This window comes from Nocardia sp. NPDC004711 (genome assembly GCF_053601595.1).
On the sequence record NZ_JBSGCB010000066.1, the window covers coordinates 1 to 18,676 of the forward strand.

Below are 18,676 nucleotides of genomic sequence, written 5' to 3' on the forward strand. Positions count from 1 at the left end.
TGCTTGGTCGCTAATCCGAACTACCGGAGACCTCGCCTATATGCCAACGCGGGCAACAACTTCGGTCGAACATGCTGATGGGGCGACACCGCTGCGCGGTGCCGCCCCATCACTCACTTCGAGACAGAACCTAGATCCCGGCTCTTTCGTAGAAGTGGAACCACTGCGCAGGCATCGCGCCACTGGCTTCGGGCTGGAGGCACGCAGGCCCCACACCGATGGAGTGATCACCGGGTGGGGGACCGTCGACGCGCGCACGATCTTCGTCTACGCCAGTGATTTTCGCATCTTCGGTGGCGCGCTCGGTGAGGCGCACGCACAGAAGATCCACAAGATCATGGATATGGCCGTCAGTGCCGGCGCGCCGCTGGTCTCGTTGAACGACGGTGCAGGCGCACGCATCCAGGAGGGAGTATCGGCGCTGGCCGGCTACGGCGGGATCTTCCGCCGCAACACACGGGCCTCCGGTGTCATCCCGCAGATCAGCGTGATGCTCGGGCCATGCGCGGGCGGTGCCGCGTATTCGCCAGCACTGACCGATTTCATCTTCGTTGTGCGTGATATCGCGCAGATGTTCATCACTGGCCCCGATGTGGTGCGCACCGTGACCGGTGAGCAGGTCACCCACGACCAGCTCGGCGGCGCCGATGTGCACGCGTCGGTATCGGGGGTGGCACACTTTGTCTACGACGACGAAGCATCTTGCCTGTCGGATGTGCGGGCGCTGTTGTCGATGCTGCCGGCCAACAATCGGGAACTGCCGCCGGTGGCCTTCACCACCGACGCGGCCGACCGGCAGACTCCCGGGCTCGTCGATCTGGTGCCGCTGGATGGCAACCGCGCCTACGACATTCGTGACGTGTTGACCGAAATCGTCGACGACGGAGAGTATTTCGAGGTGCAGGCCGGTTGGGCGACGAATCTGGTCTGTGCGCTGACCCGGCTCGACGGTCAGGTGGTCGGCGTGGTGGCCAGTCAGCCCATGAGCCTGGCTGGGGTTCTCGATATCGACGCCAGTGAGAAGGGTGCCCGCTTCGTACAATTCTGCGACGCGTTCAATATCGCGCTGCTGACGCTGGTCGACGTGCCAGGTTTCCTGCCGGGCGTCGATCAGGAACACGCAGGCATCATCAGGCGCGGCGCCAAGCTGCTGTACGCCTACTGCAACGCCACGGTGCCGCGAATCTCTTTGACGCTGCGCAAATCTTACGGCGGCGCCTACATCGTGATGGACTCGCTGTCGATCGGCACCGATCTCGCTCTGGCGTGGCCGACCAACGAGATCGCTGTCATGGGCGCTGAGGCGGCAGCGGACGTGGTGTTCCGGCGTGAGATCGCCGCGGCCACCGATGGTGAGGCCACTCGCGACCGCAAGATCGCCGAGTACCGCGAGGAGCTCGTGCACCCCTATTACGCGGCCGAGCGTGGACTCATCGACGATGTGATCGACCCCCGTGACACCCGCAACATCCTGATCCGCGCGTTCGCGATGCTGGCGGGCAAGGATTCCGACCTGCCGCGCCGCAAACACGGGAACCCGCCGCAATGACCGCCGCCATGGAACCGGTGGCGCCCGAACCGTTCCTGCGCGTCGAGAAGGGCGTCGCCGACCCGGAGGAACTCGCCGTTCTCGCGGTCGTACTCCACGCCCGCCGCCTCGGCGCGGCCGTCACCTCCACGCCCGGCCCCACCGCCGCCCGCTGGCATCGCCTCGAACGCCGGACGGTCTTCACCGATCCCCGCGGCTGGTCCAGCGCCATTCACTGATCGAAGGGAGCCTTCGCATGTCTTCTCCGGATTCTTCTTCCCCCGACGCGCCTGCTCGGGATGTCGGGCTGCTGTTCGACCTGCGCAATCCGCCACAGTGGGAGCGACCGTGGGCCGACCACTACGCTCACTCCATCGAGTTCTGTGAGGAGGCCGACCGACGTGGCGCGGGCGGGATCTGGTTCACCGAGCACCATCTGTTCGACGATGGCTACCTTCCGCAGCCGCTGACCTTCGCCGCGGCGGCCGCCGCGCGGACCAAGCGGGTGCGGATCGGCACCGCAGTCGTGCTTCCCGCGCTTCGCAAACCGGCCCAGCTCGCCGAGGAAGCGGCCCTGGTCGACCTGATCAGCGGCGGGCGACTGGAACTGGGCCTCGGCGCGGGCTACCGCGTACCCGAGTACCGGCTCTTCGACGCCGACATCGGCGAGCGTTTCGCCCGCACCGGCGGCACCATCGCCGAAGTCCAGCAACTGTGGGCGACAGGAGGAATCACCCCGGCCCCGATCCAGAACCCGGTACCGCTGTGGGGCGGGTTCTATGGTCCGCGCGGCGCGCGGCTGGCCGGTCGACTGGGCATCGGCTATCTGCACATCTCCCACACCCTGTTCCAGCATTACCGCGAGGGCCTGATCGAGGGTGGCCACGATCCGCACAGTGCGCGGGTATCGGATCTGCTGCCGATCCTCCTGGCAGACGACCCCGAGGCCGTATGGCAGCGGGTGGCCCCGCATCTGGCTCATCAGATCAACAGCTACCGAAGGCTTTCGGTGGAAGGTACCGACGCACCAGCGCCGCCACCGCTGGAACTCGACCAAATGCGTCAACGACCAGAGGACGGGTCGTGGGGCCTGCTCGAAATACTCACTCCCGATCAGGCCGCAGCCCGGATCTACCAGCGCGCCGCTGGGCTGCCGCTGCGTCATCTGATCTTCTGGGCCAGCATCGCTGGTATGCCCGATGACCTGGTGCTGCGCCACATCGAGCTGGTGAGTGAACAGTTGCCGCCGTTGCTGGACAAACAGTGGTCGCAGACAGCGGGCGGCTGTCATGGCTGAGCTGGGTCCGGGGGCGCCGCCGTGGGGCCGCCGCCGCTGGGTTCTGCTGATCGTGTTGTCGGGCAATATGATTCTCGACGCGATCGAGGGTTCTATCCTGGTGCCTGCCTTGCCCTCGGTGGCCGCAGGGCTGCATCGATCGGTGTGGGAAGCCCAGTGGCTGCTGAGCGGTTTCGCAATCGGTTTCGCGGCGTTGCTGCTGGCCGGGCCGGGCCTGGTCGCGAGGTTCGGTCGCCGCCGTGTGTATCTCGCGGCCATGGCGTTGTTCGCGGTGGCATCGGTGGTCGGTGGGTTCAGCACCAGTATCTCCGTGCTTGTCGTGATCCGTGTGGTGAAGGGTGCGGCGGCCGCGCTGACAGCGCCCGCAGGGCTCGCGGTAATCGCCGCAGAGTTCCCCGCTGGCGCTCAGTCACGACGCGCGATATCGGTGTATGCGGTGTTCGGCGCGGCTGGATTCACTGTGGGACTGCTGCTTTCGGGTGTTCTCGCCGCAGTGAACTGGCATCTGATCTTCCTGCTTCCCGCACCGACCGCGCTGGCGTTACTGGTGATCGCCTGGCGGGTGATCCCGGAAGCCGCAGTCACCGGTCTGTCGCGCCCGTCGATCTCGTTGCTGCGCAACCGATCTCTGGTGCGTTCCGCACTCGGTGCAGCGGCGCTGAATGGGGGCTACATCGCGATGCTGATATTGCTTGCCGTACGAGTGTGTGACGTGCTCGGCTGGTCGCCGTGGCTGACTGCGCTCGGGCTGCTGCCAGCGAGTGTGCCACTGGCACTATCGGTTCTGTTCGCAGGGCGGTGGGTGGCCCGGTTCGGTACCGCGCGTCTCATCCTTGCCGGAGCAGTCGTGACGTTCGCCGGCCAGCTGTTGTTCCTGGCCCGCCCTCAGATCCACCACTACTCCGGGGACGTGTTGCCCGTGCTGATTCTGGTCGAAGCCGGGTTCGTGCTGTCGTTCGCGGCGTTGAACATGCAGTCGACCGCGACTGTTTCTGCGGAGATGCGCCCGGTGGCAGCGCCGTTCTATCAGACCGGTGTCCAGATCGGGGCCGCGGTATTGCTGCCGGTCACCGCCGCGCTGGCCGCCTGTTTCGACACCTACCGGCCTGCGGCGGCGGTGATCGCCGGTGCGGGACTGCTCGCCGTCATCGTGGCCGGGGTGGAGCTGCGGTCGCCGCGCGGCGACGCAGCGAGCGGGTCACCGCCTGCGGCGGCATTCCCCGCGTCGGTGGTGTCCACCTCACAGACTCGGAGGTTCTGATCATGGCCCCTACCAGCGTTTCTGGCACACAACCTAGCGGTTCGCGAACGCTGGCCCTGTTTCCTGGACAGGGATCGCAGCGACCGGGCATGGCGGCCTGGATCACCGATCACCCGGTCGCCGGGAACGTGTTCCAGCGGGCCGAGGAGATCCTCGGAATACCGTTACGGAAGATGTGCATCGACGGCACTGCTGAGGAACTGCGCGCTACCGATGTTGCTCAGCCCGCCATCGTTACCACCAGCCTTGCGTTGGCGGCTGTGCGCCGTGAGCAGGGCCTGACCCCGGCGGCGGTGGCCGGCCATAGCCTCGGTGAGTTCACCGCTCTGGCAGTCTCTGACGTATTGGACGAGGAGTCCGCGTTGCGGTTGGTGCGCCGTCGCGGTGAGCTCATGTCCGAGGTGTCGCATCGATACGACGGGGCGATGAGCGCGATCATCGGTGTATCGGCCGAGCAGATCGATCACCTGTGCGCGGCGGTCAGGTCGGGTGTGGTGATCGTGGCCAACTACAACCAGCCCACGCAGACGGTGGTCTCCGGACATCGTGTCGCTGTTGCCGACATCGAGGAGGCAGCCCGTGCCGCTGGCGCGGTAAAGGTTGTGCGGCTCAAGGTCTCCGGTGCTTTCCACTCCCCGCTGATGGCCGATATCGCCGAGGAATTCGCCGCTGAACTCGACCGTTACGACCTTCGTCCGCCGACGATTCCGATGTTGAGCGCCGTGACGGCTGACTACATCGACGACCCCGCCGACATCCGCACCGTCATGCAACGCCAGCTACTGGCTCCTGTGCGATGGGTCGAAACCATCCGGCGAGCCGTGTCCGACGGCTACGACGAACTGGTCGAGTTGGGCCCCGGCCAGGCGCTGACCGGATTCTCCCGCCGCATCGCCCCCGAGGTCGCATCCTCGGCGATATCGGCTCCTTAGACGTCATCACACAGCGCCGGTGGGTCACCACCGGCGCTGATCTATTTCGGCCGCGCTGATTGTGCGAACCGGACGGTGTCGCGGGCTCCGGCAGATTCGTTGTTTCGCAGCAGGCATCACAATGGCGAAGGCCCCGGACCGGCGAAGGTCCGGGGCCTCGGATGTGCGGGTCGGTCTACTTCGCAGGTGTCAGGGGCGAGTTGATCGTGGTGAAGTATTGCACCCCGGCCAGGATCGCTATCGGTGCGGCGATCAGCAAGAGTCCGGCGAAGGTGCCGATCGCGCCGATCGCGGCGATTCCACCGAGGCATCCAATGGCGGCTGCGGGGACGAACGGTCCGAACAGTCCCGCGATGGTAGCCGCGGCTACTCCGGCGCCGGCGATTCCGCCGAGTACGCAGCCGACCGCGCCACCGCCCACACCGCCAACAATGGTGGCGAGTGTGGCACCAACCGCGAGGGTGCTGGTCAGGCGGTTCCACGCAGCCTGCTCGCGGTCGTAGCTGTTCTTCCAGGGTGCCTGGTCCTCATAGGGCAGCGCGACCGGCTGGTACACCGCGTGGGCGAGGTCGAACTGCGGCGTCAGTGTCGCCGAGAGGTCGTGGATCCGGGCCGCGATCGGGAAGACGAAATCGTCGACCCTGAACGACAGTTCGGCGCCTGCCAGCACCGTGTGATCGGGAGCTTCGATGGTGAACTTCCCGTTATCGTCGTGAAGTGACCCGGCGTCGGTCTGAATCTGCAGCGCGGTGTCGGTGACGGTGACTGAGTATCCGACGGTGCCGTCCTCGTGTGCCGGCGCGCTGTGACCGGTACCGGTGTCGGCCGCAAGCACCGCTGCGGCGCAGACAGCGGTGACGAGAATCTGTTTCGACTTCATGTTAATCCCTATCCATCTGTCGTCAGGTGACCCAAATGAGAATCTGTGATCGAGTCGAATAGGGGGATGATATTTCTCATCGAGATTGAAATCGGACCAAATCGACAAAAACGATCCACTGTCGCGTGCCCATCCGTCGGCGCGGCCGCTATGGGGGCATGCAGTCGCCAATCACTAGTGAAACCGTGCCCTGATCTGGCAACTTGCATGTTCAAGTCTCTACATTACGGTGGTGAAATATATGACAATATTTATTTGACTGTTGTGCCACTTCTGTGCTCAGGCATGCCGATATAGACCGACTTGATTGGTGATCTATCGGCCTGCTATCTGATTGTTGGCCGCGTGTCGGAGCGGAATCTTCTTTCATGTCGACGTGGGTGCCTGAACTTGGACTTCTCAATTGGGAATTCGAACATGCGGACCGATCACAGATCCAACTCGAGCAGGGGCGAGAGGACTCGGGACGAGCAGGTGGTGAACAGGCCCTCGGCATGTTCGCTGTCGGTGAGCACGTTGTCGCGGTGATCGAGGATCCCATGTAATGCCCGTACGGCACACTCTCCGCAAATGCCTTGCTGGCAGGAGTAGGGCGCGTCGATGCCGTTGTCCAGCAACACGTCGAGCACGCTGCGATCCTCTGGGACGAAGTACTCGGCTCCGCTCGAGGCCACGCGCACGGTGAACCCGCCCGGTTGCTTCCCGGACGAGGCGGGTGGGGCGGGGTCGGTGTTGAACCGTTCGGTGTGCAGTGTGTGCGGCGGCCAGCCGCGCGCTCGGGCCTTGTCCAGGACGAAGTCGGTGAACCCGCCGGGGCCGCAGACGTAGATCGCGGTGTGCGGGCGTGGCTCGCCCAGATCGCGGGCGAGGTCCAACTGCTGGCCCGGGTCCCCATCGTCGAAATGCAGGGCGACGCGGGGGTTTCCGGCCAACTCCTCGGCGAATGCGGCTCGGGCCTGGTTGCGGACACAGTAGTGCAGCGTGTAGTCGCCGCCGTCACGGTCGAGTTGGCGTGCCATCGCCAGTAACGGGGTGATACCGATTCCACCGGCGAACAGCACGTGATGTCGGGCAGTTGTGAGGGGAAAACTGTTGCGGGGGGCTGAGATTCGTAGTCGATCCCCCGCCTTGAGCGCGTGAATCGTTCGCGATCCACCACGCGAGGCGGGTTCGCGCAACACGGCCAGGCGGTACCGCGCGCTCTCGTGTGGTCCGCACAGCGAATATTGGCGGATAAGCCCGTGCCTGATCAGCACATCGATGTGTGCCCCGGCGGTGTACGCCGGAAACCGTTCTCCTGCTGCAGGAGCCAGCTCGAGCACTGCGATCTCTGGTGTCGCACGGAAGCTGGCGGCCACCACGGCCTCCAGCCAGGTCCTGGTCGGCATTTCTCAGTCGCCGACCGCGGGTGCTGCTGCCGAGGCCGACTCCGACGTGCTGGAGACCAGAGTGAACAGGCCGGCTTGGGTGTGGCGCGGGTGTACCGGGACCAGGCTCACGCCCTGCGGGTCGCGGCCGGCCTCGACATCGTCGATCATGGTGCGCAGCAGTTTGCGCAGCAGCACCACGCCGCGGTCGGTGGTCGCCAGGGTCTCCTCGGAGTGCAGCGCGATCGGCCCCTGGGAGGTCATCACCTCGTTGTCGCCGGGGAAGCGCTGGCGTTCCTCCTCGCTCAATTCCCAAGCATCCTTGCCGTTCTGGGTGATCCCGAGGACGAATCGCTGCACCCGCCCGGGATCGGCGGTGCGAATAGAGAAGAAGGCCCGAAAGTGAGTGTCGTCGGCGGGCACGGCCCAGATCACCATGTCGGCCTTCGTATCCGGGATCAACTGCACCCAGTCGGGGAGCACGGTGGCGTTAGGCAGATGCAGTTCGGCGCCCCACACCCGTTCGGGCCGAACACCGTTGTCCTCTTTGTCGAGGAAGCGGACAGTGTATTTGGTTCCGTATTCGGTCCGGTCGTGGCTGACCCGACCCGGCAGGGTGTAGGGGTCGAAGAAGTCCTCGGGGAATCCGGTGGTCCCGGTTCCCAGGAATTGATAGCCGCTGTGCTGCGAGTGCAGCCAGTTGATGTGCACCGGGTCGATGGTGTTCTCGTAGATCAGCAGCCAGTTGAAGTCCTGCACCGGACCGGTCACGTTCATGCCGGGGATAGGCCATTCGGCGAAGTACTGTTCCCCGTCGGCCAGGTCCTCGAGGCAGTCGTACTGCGGCAGAACAGGTTTGCGCTCGAGTGGCCCCATGTAGACGAATACCAGGCCGTACTGTTCCTGGACCGGATACCACGGCTGGCGGGCGGCGTCGCGGCGTCGTCCGCGATCGGGTTCGCAGGCCTGCTCCAGGCACCGGCCTCGGACATCGAACTTCCAGCCGTGATAGCCGCAGCGGATGCCGTCGTCCTCGATGCGGCCGTAGAACAAGCTTGCACCGCGGTGCGAGCACCGTTCGAAGACCACACCGGGATTGCCTTGGCCGTCGCGGAAAACGATTAGGTCTTCGCCGAGCACCCGGGTGCGGTGGGGTAGGTCGGGGGTCAATGTGGCGGATGTGGCGATGGGGTGCCAGTACCGCCGTAGGGCCTCACCCATGGGCGTACCCGGGCCGACCTCGGTCAGCCGCGCGTCATAGGACGGGGGTTTGCGGCCGTACCCGGTGCCGGTGTCCGTGTTCGCTTGTTCGGTCACGTCGGTCTCCTCGGTAGTAGGAAAGCGGTCCGTGGCTACGGCCCGTTCATCGGAGGGCTTCGATGATCGGGGCGAACGCCTCCATCTCGGGTTCGAGCACGGTGTAGTACGACAGGCCGAGCGTCTTTCGGCGGTGCCGCAGCGTCTCCGTGCACTCCTGGGTGGTGCCGATCAACAGGGCGGGCAATTCGGCGAGTTCGGCGGCGTCGAAGTCGAGAGAGTTCTGCCACACGTCGGTCACGCCGCCAGTTGTCCCCGATGGCAGCACGCGATGGATGGCCATGTTGAACTCCACCTCGTCGATCCGTGGGCCCAGCAGCCGACGGGTCAGCTCGATTCGATCGGTGACTTCGGCGAGCCCGCCGAGTTTCAGCCCGGCTCCGTCACGGACCGGGCCTGTGCCGGTGAAGGCGATGATGTCGGCGTGCTGCGCAGCCAGTCGCAGCACGCGTTCCCCGCGGCCGGCGATGAGGATCGGTGGTCCCTGCGGTTGTTCGAACCGGGCGTAGGTGTCGAGTTCGGCGCGGGGTTTGCGGAACTCCGCCACAGTGCGCTCCAACTGTGCTACGCGTTCGCCGGCACCGATCCACGGCAGTCCGGCGGCGTCGAATTGGGCTCGGTCGTAGCCGGCGCCGAGCCCGAGTTCGACTCGCCCTCCGGAGTAGCGGTCGACCGTGGCGATATCACGGGCCAGCACGGTCGGGTTGTAGAACACTGTGTTGAACACGAGCGTGCCGATGCGGATCCGCTCGGTCGCCTCGGCGGCGAGCAGCAGTGTCGGTACCGGCGCGGGCATGCCCAGGTGGTCGGAGACCGAGACGATGTCGAATCCGAGTTCCTCGGCTCGCCTGACCTTCGCCACCCACTCCGCTCGGCTGGACGGGGTGAATACGGCCACGCCGAATCGGAACGGACGGTCGTGGATGGAGGTCATGGCACTCCCTTCACTCGGCGCCGAGATTGTCGGCGATCTTGGCCAATACGGCGTTCGCAGCGAGGAATTCGGGTTCGGTGATGCCGCGCAGCGACTCGGAGGCGTGTGCGTTCACCAGCGCCTCGGCGCGCTCGTGCGCCGCGAGCCCGTCGGCGGTGAGCGTCACAGTCGTGCCGGACGTCTGGACCCAGCCTCGTCCGGTGAACTCCTCGACGATTGGACCGTAGGACTGCGCGCCATCGGCCACCAGGAACGGGGAGAAGGCCTCGTCGATCTCTACGACGGTGTTCAGCCCGATCTGCAGGGCGTGCAAGACCTGCCAGTGCCGCCGGCTGAGTTTCTCCTCGCGCAGCAGCTCCCCGGTGGCCGCGTCGAAACGCTGGTGTAGAAGGAGCAGCCAGTAGCCGATGCGCTTGGTCGTGTTCTTCTGAAGCATGGCGAGCCTTTCTGTGCGTCAAACGTGCCGGTCACCGCTGCCAGCCGCGCGAGTAGGGAATGACCCAGTACGGGTCGAGCTCGATACGCGAGAACAGCCAGCGGTCGCCCTCGCGGACATAGCTGTCGATGAATTTGCCTGCGACCGCCGAGCTTTCGGTGTCGAACACGACCTTCTCCTCGAAGAAGGCCACCCCGGTCGCCCGGTCGCCCAGGATCTCCACGTCGTGTGCGTGCACGAACTGTTTGACCAGCACCTGTGAGGCCGCGCTGCTGTCCTCGATCAGCTGCGGCAGGCCGATGAAGTACTGCTGGATCGCTTCGCGGCCCTCGGCGCGACCGAGCTCACCGTAATCGAGACACGCTGTCTCGCTGAACAATTCGCCGACCCGATCCCATCGTCCGTCGTTGATGTAGCGGGGCAGGCTATGGCGCAGGGTGTTCAGCGCGCGCACGTTCTCCAGCGTTTCGAGGCGCTCGGAGAGTCGCTTGATCTGCTCACCGAGCTCCAGATCGTCCGACATAGCAGCGCTACCTTTCGTTCCGTTCGCCGCCCCGCAGCAGGGTGCCCGTGACCGTCGGCGTACAAGTGTTCGATCGGGAACTGCGGGATATCGCGGCGCATTGCTGTGCACGGCGTGGTGTGCGTACCCGCTCGAAAACGATGACACGGCTGATTCAGCGCCAACAAGATCGTCGGGAAAAATCTACGGTGCACCCGTAGGTTCTCAGGGACCGCCCCCAGAGATTCGCTGACGCCAGCGCACATGTAGCGCGCGGGAGCGAAAATAAGCTCGGCGGCGCGGACACTCCGCGACCCGAACGGCGAAAAATGGAGTCATCGTGCGCGAGACATCCGTGACAAAGTCCGGTGCATCGAGACCGTTCTACGGTGATCATCGAGCATCGCATAGCCCGTGGATAATTAATTGTTCGTCCACCTGGATGCATCGAAATGTCACCGATGTCGCCGGTCCATAGTGTCACCGATGTCGCCGAACAATTAGAACTGCTTATCCGCAGCCGAGTCCGGTAACAGCAATGGGCTGGACTCGCGAAAGAGTCCAGCCCACCGATGGTGTCCGCGCGGACAGGTTTGCCGCGAATGGTCAGCGCGGGCCGAGGCCACCGGCAGCGGTTCGTCCGGCAACCGGGCGCACGTCGCGGTGGGAGATCAGCCACTCGCCGTCGTACTTCTCGAATTGGTCCTGAACCAGGCCGATGACGATCCAGTCGGCCGGCCGATCGTAGTCGGCGTAGGCGCGGGTGGAGGACCAGTGCCACACCGTCGCATAGGCGGTGAGCAGCGGACGTTCACCACTCCAGTCGATTGTGGCCTGGCCGATGACGTGGGCCACCGGGCTGCGCAACTCCTTGGGCACTCGGGTCATGTGGGAGGTGAACTCGTCGCGCCCATCGAACCGGACGGCTGGGCCCGGCATGATGCGGTACTCGATCACCGCCTCCGGCGTGAAGCATTCATTGAAGCGCTCACACTCACCCGTATCGGCGATCCGGAAGAAGCGATAGAACGTCTGGAAGATCGCTCGCTCTGCTTCGATGGTCGCGATCAGGTCCTCGGGTGCTGCTGTCACGTCGATCCTCTCCCGCCGGGGCGCGCCCGGCATTGTGGTGCGATTTCACTACATCATCAGTACATCGAGCATCCCGCGCGCATATTTCGATCCACGGAATGGCACGGCGTGTCCGACTCCTACAAAGTATCGACGGTCGGCACAGCATTGTCGACCAGAAAGCGTGTTCCTTCGAGCAGCGTGGGCGTGAATAGTGTTTCGAGCGTGCTGATTCGAATCGTTGACCTGACAATTCAGACATGCCACCGTTCCGTGAGCGGCCAGCGGATTCAAATATCGCACAATGGCCACGGCCTGGACTGCCCGCGTGGTACCCGGGCGATTCTTGCCGAAGACAAGGAAACCCCAGTGAGTAGTGCAATTCGTTGGAAGTCGGCCCGGTGTGCCCTGGCGCTGGGCGTCGCGGCAACCCTGTTCGCCGGTGCCTGCGGTTCGGGTAGCGGCGAGCAGGTCGGCACAGGGAACGCCGGTCCGCCGAAACCCGGTGGCACACTGACCTTCGCGGTCGCCTCGGACGCGGGCTGCATCGATCCTCAGCAGGTTGGTAGCAGCGACACGCTCTATTCGCTGCGCGAGAGCGTCGATTCGCTGACTGACCAGGATCCGACGACTGGCAAACCCGTGCCATGGCTCGCGCAGAGTTGGGAGGTCAGCCCAGACGCGACAGCTTTCACCTTCCACCTGCGCTCGGGAGTGACGTTCAGTGATGGCAGCCCAGTCGACGCGAATGTGGTGAAGGACAACTTCGACGCAATCCCGAAGCTGGGTGCACTGGCCATCCTCGCCAAGGGCTACCTCAGCGGATATGTCGGCACCGAGGTTGTCGACCCGCTCACCGCACGGATCACCTTCGCCCAGCCCAATGTTCAGTTCCTGCAGGCGACTTCCACGGCGGCGCTCGGACTGGTGTCCGAGTCCAGTGCCGCGAAGACGCCGCAACAGCGCTGCAGCGACGGGGTGACCGGCTCGGGTCCGTTCGTAGTCTCGAAATACGTTCCCAACCAGTCGATCACGCTCACCAAGCGCGCGGGCTACGGCTGGGGCTCCCCGCTGTGGGCCAAGCCCGGCGAGGCCTATCTGGACAGCATCGTCTTTACAGTGATCCCGGAGTCGGGGGTCCGGGCGGGCAGCGTGCGATCCGGTCAGGTCGATGTGGTGTCCGGACTGGGGCGTGCCGACGAGACGGCTCTGAAGGGCTCCGGGGTGCAGTTGCTGACCCGGTCTCACCCGGGCGCGGTGTTCGGCATGGGATTGAACAACTCCCGCCCCAACCTGCGGGATCCGCTGGTGCGCAGGGCCATTCAGGTAGCCATCGATCGGTCGCAGGTCGTGCAGGCGGTCTTCCCCTCCGGCACTGTCGCGGCTTCGGGCATCCTGTCGAAGACCACGCCCGGCTATGTCGACCTGTCCGCTGATCTGGCGCTCGACGCGGGGAAGGCGAAGTCGCTGCTGGACACTGCGGGTTGGAAGGCCGGCAGCGACGGCATCCGGCAGAAGGACGGTGGCCGACTGAGTTTGACCGCGGTCTGGTTCAACAACTACGAGAACACCCGCCCAGCGCTGGAACTGGTCCAGCAGCAACTCAAGGCGATCGGCGTCGATCTTCAGTTGAAACAGCTACAGGTCGCCCAGTTTCCGCAACTGGTACAGTCGGGCGATTTCGATGCGCTGTGGGGTGGCGACCTGAGCCGAGCCGATCCGGACTGCCTGCGCACGCTGTTCGCCACACCGTTGGTCAACGCCTATCGGCTCACGCCGAGCCCGCTCGACAGCCTGCTCACCGATCAGGCCGCCGCGGTCGATGCGGGGAAGCGACAGACGCTCGTCGAGCAGGCACAGCAGCTGATCGTGCGCAATGCGAACGGGATACCGATCGTGGAGTTGGAGACCTCGCTCGCACTGTCCGGGCATACCCACGGGCTGACGTTCAACGCGACGAGCCTGCCCGTGCTGCATGATACGTGGCGGAGCTGAAAACCTATGCGATGGTATGTATTTCGACGCATCGCGGGGGCTGTCGGCGTGTTGTGGGCAGCATACACGGTGTCGTTTCTGCTACTGGAATACCTGCCGGGTGATCCGGTGTCGGCGATGGCGGGCGGTGGACTGAACGCCGCACCGACCGACCCCGCACAGTTGGCCGCGCTGCGGGCGCAATACGGGTTCGACAAGGCCCTCCCCGTGCAGTATCTCGATGACCTGGGCAAGGCGCTGCGCGGGGACTTCGGCGATTCGGTGGCAACTGGACGGCCGGTGACCGCCATGATCGGCGCGGCGCTGCCACCGACGCTGGAGTTGACAGCCGCGGCGGTGGTGCTCGCCGTGCTGTTCGGCGCAGGGCTGGCCTTCTCGGCTACCTACACCACCCGCGGCTGGCTGCGCCAGCTACTACTTGCACTGCCGCCGCTGGCGATTTCGATCCCGACCTTCTGGCTCGGCCTGATGCTGGTGCAACTGTTGTCGTTCAGGGCTCGAGTCTTCCCCGCGTTCGGCGACACCGGAGTCGACGCGCTGGTGCTTCCAGCGGTCACGCTGGCGATCCCGACCGGCGCGGTGATCGCGCAACTACTGGCCAGAAGCCTGCTGGCCACACTGGACGCACCGTTCGTGCAGACCGCGCGCGCCAAGGGCGCGGGGCGCGTGCGCGTACACGTGCGTCATGCCCTGCGTAACGCGTCGCTGCCGGCGCTCACCTTGCTCGGGCTGCTGATCGGTCAACTGCTGGCCGGCGCCGTGGTCATCGAGACAGTGTTCTCCCGCAACGGATTGGGGCGGGTCATGGCCAGTGCGGTCAGTGTGCAGGATATCCCGCTGGTGCAGGGTGTCGTGGTGTTCGGCGCATTCGTGTTCGCGATGGCCAATCTGGCTGTCGATCTGATATTTCCGCTGCTCGATCCGCGGATCGTCGTGGCCGGGCGAAGGGGACTCGGGTGACCGACATTGTATTGACCGAGCTGGCGTCCGGCAGAAGCGAACTCGGCACTGAACCCGAGAGTCTCATAGCGCCTGGACCCGGACGCCGCAGCGGCCGGTGCCTGCGATGGCTGCTGCGGCGTCCGGGGCTGGCGCTGTCGGGGGCCTTTCTCGTGCTGGTACTGCTGGCCGCGTTGTGGCCGGCGCTGTTCACCGGCCGAGATCCGCTGCTCGGAGTGCCTTCGCAGATCTTCCTGCCGCCGAGCGCCCAACACTGGTTCGGGACCGACGAACTCGGCCGTGACGTGTTCACCCGCGTGGTGTACGGCACCGGCCGCTCGTTGCAGGCGGCGGTGATCGCGGTGGCGGTCGCCTTCTTCGCCGGTGGTGTGATAGGCCTGGTCGCGGGGTTCGCGGGCGGGTGGGTGGATGACGTGCTGATGCGATGCGCGGATGTGCTGTTGTCGATTCCCACGGTGTTCTTGTCGATGGCCCTGGTCACGGCGCTGGGCTATGGCACGGTGAAGGTCGCGATCGCGGTCGGGGTGGCCAGCGTGGCGGGTTTCGCGCGGGTCATGCGCGCAGAGGTATTGCGCCTGCGCCAGGCGGTCTTCATCGAGGCGGCATGGTCGAGCGGCGCGCGCTGGCACACGGTGCTCGGTCGACATCTGCTGCCGAACTCGATCGGTCCGGTGGTGGTGTTGGCGGCGCTGGATCTGGGCACCGCGGTGCTGGCGGTGTCGGCGCTGAGCTTCCTCGGCTACGGCGCGGCACCACCGACGCCGGAGTGGGGTGCGCTGATCTCCCAGGGCCGCGACTATCTCGCCAACGCCTGGTGGACATCGACTTTCAGCGGATTGGCGGTGGCGGTGGTGGTCCTGGCGACCAATCGGATCGCCCGAGCCCTGGACAGGGAGTGGGTATGACAGCGATGAGTGGAAACGTGTTGGAGGTGCGCGGATTGTCGGTCACCTATCGCACCCGGGCCGGTCTGGCGCATGCGGTGCGGTCGGTCGATCTCGATATCGCGCCGGGTGAGATCGTCGCTCTGGTAGGCGAATCGGGCTCGGGGAAGAGCACCACCGCGCACGCCATCACCGGTCTACTCGCGCCGACCGCACGCATCGAGTCCGGCAGCGTCGTCCGATTCGGCGGTCTGGACCTGGTCGATCTGAGCGACAAACAGTTGCGCACGGTGCGTGGCGCTCAGATCGGGCTGATCCCACAGGATCCGGGTGTGTCGCTGAATCCGGTGCAGCGCATCGGGACTCAGGTCGCCGAGGCGTTGATCGTGCATGGTCTGGCCACACGACGCTCCGCGCACGCCCAGGTGCTCGAGGTGCTCGAACGCGCGGGGATGCCCAAGGCAGCGACGCGGGCGCGGCAGTACCCTCACGAGCTGTCAGGTGGATTGCGCCAGCGCGCGCTCATCGCCATCGCGGTCGCCGCCCGGCCGAAACTCATCATCGCTGATGAACCGACCAGCGCTTTGGATGTGACGGTTCAGCGGCTCATTCTTGATCACATCCAGCACCTGACAGAGCAGTACGGCACCGCGGTGCTGCTGGTCACCCACGATCTGGCCGTCGCTGCCGAGCGTGCTCAGCGGGTGGCGGTCATGACCAGCGGCCGGGTCGTGGAGACCGGGCGGGCGCGAGAGATTCTCACTGCCCCCGCCCATGCCTACACACAGCAACTACTGCGCTGCGCGCCGAGTTTGACCACCACACGCCCGCAGCTGCTCAAGCATGCGGTGTCGACGCAGCCGCTGGTGGTCGTGGAGGATCTGGTCAAGCAGTTCGCGCTGCCACGGGCAGTCCCCGCCTCGGCCCGCGTGAGGCGGGCGGTAGACGGCGTCAGTTTCGCACTGCATCGCGGCGAAACGCTAGCGCTGGTCGGAGAGTCGGGTTCGGGTAAGTCCACCACCGCCAAGCTGGTGCTGCGCCTGGCGCGGCCGACCTCTGGGCGCATCGTCTTCGACGGAGACGATGTGACGGCCAGTCGTGGCGAGCGGCTGCGCGCACTGCGCCGACGGGCACAGTTGATCTACCAGAACCCCTACGAGTCTTTGGATCCCCGGTTCACCATTGACGAGGTGATCACTGAACCGTTGCGTGTCTTCGGCATCGGTGACCGGCGTTCGCGGGCGGCGCGTGCGCGTGAGCTGCTCGATCGAGTCGCCCTGCCCGCCGCTGTGCTGCGGCGGCGGCCCGCGGAGCTGTCGGGCGGGCAACGCCAGCGGGTCGCGATCGCGCGGGCGCTGGCGCTCGAGCCGGAGCTGGTGGTGTGCGACGAGCCTGTCTCGGCGCTGGATGTGTCAGTGCAGGCGCAGATTCTGGATCTGTTCGCGGAGCTGCAGCAAGACACCGGTGTGGCGTACCTGTTCATCTCACACGATCTGGCTGTCGTCCGTCAGGTCGCGCACCGTGTCGCGGTGATGCGGCAGGGACGCATCGTCGAGATCGCAGAGACAGAGCGGTTGTTCGGTCAACCGGCGCACGCCTACACCCGGCAGCTACTGGAGGCGATTCCCGGTTCCCGTTTGCTCGACGAGGTGAACACTTGATGCTGGAGGTCGGTGCCCGTGGCGATCAGGTACCGGCCAATTGCCGCACGGTCGGCGCGAGCCGGCGTGCGGCGTCCTCGTCCAGCACGACATAAGTAATACCGAACTTCTCCCGGAGCACCTGGAGCTGGTCGGCGGCCTCGCCCGGTGTATCGCTGAGTAGTGTGGGCGCTCCCTCTGGCATGGGCGGGCCTACAGTGCTGGAGGTCGTGCTGAACCGCAGTGCCAACTCGATATCCGGGAACCGCTGTCCAGCAGCGGTTTCGAGCCATTCGATCTGGCGGATGAGGTGCTCTCGCGAGAAGGTGCTGAAGGCGACGGTGTCGGCTTCGGTTGCGGCGAGTTCGGTGGCGCGGCGCCTGCCCGCGGCGATCAGCAGCGGTATCTTGCGTGCCGGCGTGGGCAGCAACTGTGCACCGTCGCTTCGGTAGTGCCCACCGCTGGTTCGGATCTGCTCACCACGGAACAACGCGTTGAGGATACGCACCGATTCGGTGAGCCGCTGGATCCGTACTGCGCCGGATTCTGCGGTAATTCCTAGCTCGGCGTAGCCGTTTGCGGTCTGACCGGCGCCGAGTCCGAGCCGGAAACGCCCGCCGGTGAGCAGGTCCAGCGTCGCGGCCTCACGTGCCAGGAGCACAGGATTGCGAAAGTCGTTGGCCAGCACCCAGGTTCCGACCTCCAGTGTGGTAGTCGCCGCTGCGGCGAAGGCGAGAGCTGCCAGCGGTGAGGGCACCGGCGCGGGGAGCTCGGGTACCACCAGCGCTGAAAAACCGGCGCTCTCGGCCTGTCGCGCCATCGCGCTCCACTGCCCAACGTCGGAGGCGGATGTGGCGATTACTCCGAATCGAAAAGGTTTGAGGCCCATTAGTTCTCGGGTGCCTCATAGGCGCACAGGAAGGTATCGACCGCGGCGGCGGCGACAGTGCGCATCTCGCTGGTGGCGACCTTGCGGGTGCCCAGCAGCGAGCGGCCCTCCATCGGGCCGATGATCAGTGCCAGAAATTGCTCCGCGGCGACGGCCGGATCGCAGCTGCGCAGACGGCCCGAGAGCGACAGGCGCGCAATCCGATCGGCCAGCGCGTCGGCCAGTTGGGTCGACGTGCGGTTGACAACGATGTCGATGAGGTCGGGAAATTGGGCGACCTGAGCATAGGTCAGCCAGCGCAGCGAGCGTGATCGATCGGTGCAGCAGACTCGGATCAGCCGATAGGCGACGTCGTTCAGTGTCACGCGCAGATCCGGCCCTGGACTGCGCAATCGTTCCACCACTGCCAGATTCTCGGCCAGCACAGCATCGGCGACAGCGGTCAGCGCGTGCCGGAACAGCGTTTCCTTGTCGTTGAGATGGTTGTAGATGGTCGGCTTGGCGACCCCAGCCCGCTCGGCGATCTCCGCGACGCCTGCCATCGCGTAACCCTGGCGCGCGAACACCAGGAAAGCCGCCTCCAGAATCGCCTGCCGTTTGTCGATCCGCCCCCGCAAGGCCGTTCGCCCCGGGGGCGTCGTCGCTGCTGTCACACCAGCAGTGTACCGGATCAACCTCATACGACTTTAACGAGCTGGTTCATATGCATGAACCAGCTTGAGCTTCTCCAGCTGGATCACTAAAGTGAACTTGCTGGTTCAAGATCTGCTGCTGTCCGGGAGA

The 18,676-nt window shown here is 65.4% G+C and carries 18 protein-coding genes; 9 read left to right on the forward strand and 9 right to left on the reverse strand.

From position 1 onward, the window contains the following. Positions 1–13 precede the first annotated feature (13 nt). The 5 genes from ACWEKS_RS41455 to fabD are packed head-to-tail and all read left to right on the forward strand — an operon-like array spanning position 14 to position 5,018. Positions 14–1,549 (forward strand): acyl-CoA carboxylase subunit beta, encoded by a 1,536-nt coding sequence (locus tag ACWEKS_RS41455; protein WP_452345234.1) that lies wholly within the window; start codon positions 14–16, stop codon positions 1,547–1,549. Then, positions 1,546–1,767 (forward strand): acyl-CoA carboxylase subunit epsilon, encoded by a 222-nt coding sequence (locus ACWEKS_RS41460; RefSeq protein ID WP_452345192.1) that lies wholly within the window; start codon positions 1,546–1,548, stop codon positions 1,765–1,767. The genes ACWEKS_RS41455 and ACWEKS_RS41460 overlap by 4 nt, the downstream gene beginning before the upstream one ends. A 17-nt stretch (positions 1,768–1,784) precedes the next feature. Then, positions 1,785–2,825 carry an LLM class flavin-dependent oxidoreductase gene (locus tag ACWEKS_RS41465; RefSeq protein ID WP_452345193.1) on the forward strand — a complete coding sequence of 347 codons (1,041 nt, stop codon included), beginning with the start codon at positions 1,785–1,787 and terminating at the stop codon, positions 2,823–2,825. Continuing rightward, on the forward strand, positions 2,818–4,086 hold the full coding sequence (locus ACWEKS_RS41470; protein ID WP_452345194.1) for an MFS transporter: 1,269 nt from the start codon (positions 2,818–2,820) through the stop codon (positions 4,084–4,086). The genes ACWEKS_RS41465 and ACWEKS_RS41470 overlap by 8 nt, the downstream gene beginning before the upstream one ends. 2 nt (positions 4,087–4,088) lie before the next feature. Further along, entirely contained in the window at positions 4,089–5,018 is a 930-nt protein-coding gene (gene fabD, locus ACWEKS_RS41475; RefSeq protein ID WP_452345195.1) for an ACP S-malonyltransferase, read from the forward strand. Positions 5,019–5,193: 175 nt separating this feature from the next. Here fabD and ACWEKS_RS41480 read toward each other — a convergent pair whose 3' ends face one another. From ACWEKS_RS41480 to ACWEKS_RS41510, 7 genes are all read right to left on the reverse strand, one after another. After that, positions 5,194–5,898, reverse strand: coding sequence for a hypothetical protein (locus tag ACWEKS_RS41480; RefSeq protein WP_452345235.1), 705 nt, complete (start codon positions 5,896–5,898; stop codon positions 5,194–5,196). 428 nt (positions 5,899–6,326) lie between these two features. Beyond that, positions 6,327–6,917 carry a flavin reductase family protein gene (locus tag ACWEKS_RS41485; protein WP_452345196.1) on the reverse strand — a complete coding sequence of 197 codons (591 nt, stop codon included), beginning with the start codon at positions 6,915–6,917 and terminating at the stop codon, positions 6,327–6,329. A 372-nt stretch (positions 6,918–7,289) separates the two neighbouring features. Continuing rightward, a complete protein-coding gene (locus ACWEKS_RS41490) occupies positions 7,290–8,582 on the reverse strand; it encodes a Rieske 2Fe-2S domain-containing protein (protein WP_452345197.1) in 1,293 nt (430 codons plus the stop codon). A 46-nt stretch (positions 8,583–8,628) separates the two neighbouring features. Next, a complete protein-coding gene (locus tag ACWEKS_RS41495; RefSeq protein WP_452345198.1) occupies positions 8,629–9,516 on the reverse strand; it encodes a TIGR03621 family F420-dependent LLM class oxidoreductase in 888 nt (295 codons plus the stop codon). A 10-nt stretch (positions 9,517–9,526) separates the two neighbouring features. After that, entirely contained in the window at positions 9,527–9,952 is a 426-nt protein-coding gene (locus ACWEKS_RS41500) for a hypothetical protein (protein WP_452345199.1), read from the reverse strand. A gap of 31 nt (positions 9,953–9,983) precedes the next feature. Beyond that, positions 9,984–10,475: a nuclear transport factor 2 family protein gene (locus ACWEKS_RS41505; protein ID WP_452345200.1), complete on the reverse strand. Its 492-nt coding sequence runs from the start codon at positions 10,473–10,475 to the stop codon at positions 9,984–9,986. 585 nt (positions 10,476–11,060) lie between these two features. After that, positions 11,061–11,546: a nuclear transport factor 2 family protein gene (locus ACWEKS_RS41510; RefSeq protein WP_452345201.1), complete on the reverse strand. Its 486-nt coding sequence runs from the start codon at positions 11,544–11,546 to the stop codon at positions 11,061–11,063. A gap of 204 nt (positions 11,547–11,750) precedes the next feature. On the opposite strand from ACWEKS_RS41510, the gene ACWEKS_RS41515 reads away from it, so the two are divergent. From ACWEKS_RS41515 to ACWEKS_RS41530, 4 genes are read left to right on the forward strand one after another with little or no spacing between them, the layout of a single operon-like run. Then, positions 11,751–13,520: an ABC transporter substrate-binding protein gene (locus ACWEKS_RS41515; RefSeq protein ID WP_452345202.1), complete on the forward strand. Its 1,770-nt coding sequence runs from the start codon at positions 11,751–11,753 to the stop codon at positions 13,518–13,520. A gap of 6 nt (positions 13,521–13,526) precedes the next feature. Beyond that, positions 13,527–14,480, forward strand: coding sequence for an ABC transporter permease (locus ACWEKS_RS41520; protein WP_452345203.1), 954 nt, complete (start codon positions 13,527–13,529; stop codon positions 14,478–14,480). Then, entirely contained in the window at positions 14,477–15,385 is a 909-nt protein-coding gene (locus ACWEKS_RS41525) for an ABC transporter permease (protein WP_452345204.1), read from the forward strand. Before ACWEKS_RS41520 ends, ACWEKS_RS41525 begins: the two co-directional genes overlap by 4 nt. Next, positions 15,382–17,025 carry a dipeptide ABC transporter ATP-binding protein gene (locus ACWEKS_RS41530; protein WP_452345205.1) on the forward strand — a complete coding sequence of 548 codons (1,644 nt, stop codon included), beginning with the start codon at positions 15,382–15,384 and terminating at the stop codon, positions 17,023–17,025. The genes ACWEKS_RS41525 and ACWEKS_RS41530 overlap by 4 nt, the downstream gene beginning before the upstream one ends. Before the next feature lie 25 nt (positions 17,026–17,050). Here ACWEKS_RS41530 and ACWEKS_RS41535 read toward each other — a convergent pair whose 3' ends face one another. Then, the gene (locus ACWEKS_RS41535; RefSeq protein WP_452345206.1) at positions 17,051–17,893 is read right to left on the reverse strand and encodes an LLM class flavin-dependent oxidoreductase; all 843 of its coding nucleotides are present in this window, start codon (positions 17,891–17,893) and stop codon (positions 17,051–17,053) included. Beyond that, positions 17,893–18,546, reverse strand: a complete 654-nt coding sequence (locus tag ACWEKS_RS41540) for a TetR/AcrR family transcriptional regulator (protein ID WP_452345207.1) — start codon at positions 18,544–18,546, stop codon at positions 17,893–17,895. Before ACWEKS_RS41540 ends, ACWEKS_RS41535 begins: the two co-directional genes overlap by 1 nt. Positions 18,547–18,676 lie beyond the last annotated feature (130 nt).

Bases quoted from the DNA above. Each gene is read 5' to 3' on its own strand.
- ACWEKS_RS41460 (WP_452345192.1), top strand. From the start codon at position 1,546: ATGACCGCCGCCATGGAACCGGTGGCGCCCGAACCGTTCCTGCGCGTC.
- ACWEKS_RS41465 (WP_452345193.1), top strand. From the start codon at position 1,785: ATGTCTTCTCCGGATTCTTCTTCCCCCGACGCGCCTGCTCGGGATGTC.
- ACWEKS_RS41470 (WP_452345194.1), top strand. From the start codon at position 2,818: ATGGCTGAGCTGGGTCCGGGGGCGCCGCCGTGGGGCCGCCGCCGCTGG.
- fabD (WP_452345195.1), top strand. From the start codon at position 4,089: ATGGCCCCTACCAGCGTTTCTGGCACACAACCTAGCGGTTCGCGAACG.
- ACWEKS_RS41480 (WP_452345235.1), bottom strand. From the start codon at position 5,898: ATGAAGTCGAAACAGATTCTCGTCACCGCTGTCTGCGCCGCAGCGGTG.
- ACWEKS_RS41485 (WP_452345196.1), bottom strand. From the start codon at position 6,917: ATGGCACGCCAACTCGACCGTGACGGCGGCGACTACACGCTGCACTAC.
- ACWEKS_RS41495 (WP_452345198.1), bottom strand. From the start codon at position 9,516: ATGACCTCCATCCACGACCGTCCGTTCCGATTCGGCGTGGCCGTATTC.
- ACWEKS_RS41500 (WP_452345199.1), bottom strand. From the start codon at position 9,952: ATGCTTCAGAAGAACACGACCAAGCGCATCGGCTACTGGCTGCTCCTT.
- ACWEKS_RS41505 (WP_452345200.1), bottom strand. From the start codon at position 10,475: ATGTCGGACGATCTGGAGCTCGGTGAGCAGATCAAGCGACTCTCCGAG.
- ACWEKS_RS41520 (WP_452345203.1), top strand. From the start codon at position 13,527: ATGCGATGGTATGTATTTCGACGCATCGCGGGGGCTGTCGGCGTGTTG.
- ACWEKS_RS41530 (WP_452345205.1), top strand. From the start codon at position 15,382: ATGACAGCGATGAGTGGAAACGTGTTGGAGGTGCGCGGATTGTCGGTC.
- ACWEKS_RS41535 (WP_452345206.1), bottom strand. From the start codon at position 17,893: ATGGGCCTCAAACCTTTTCGATTCGGAGTAATCGCCACATCCGCCTCC.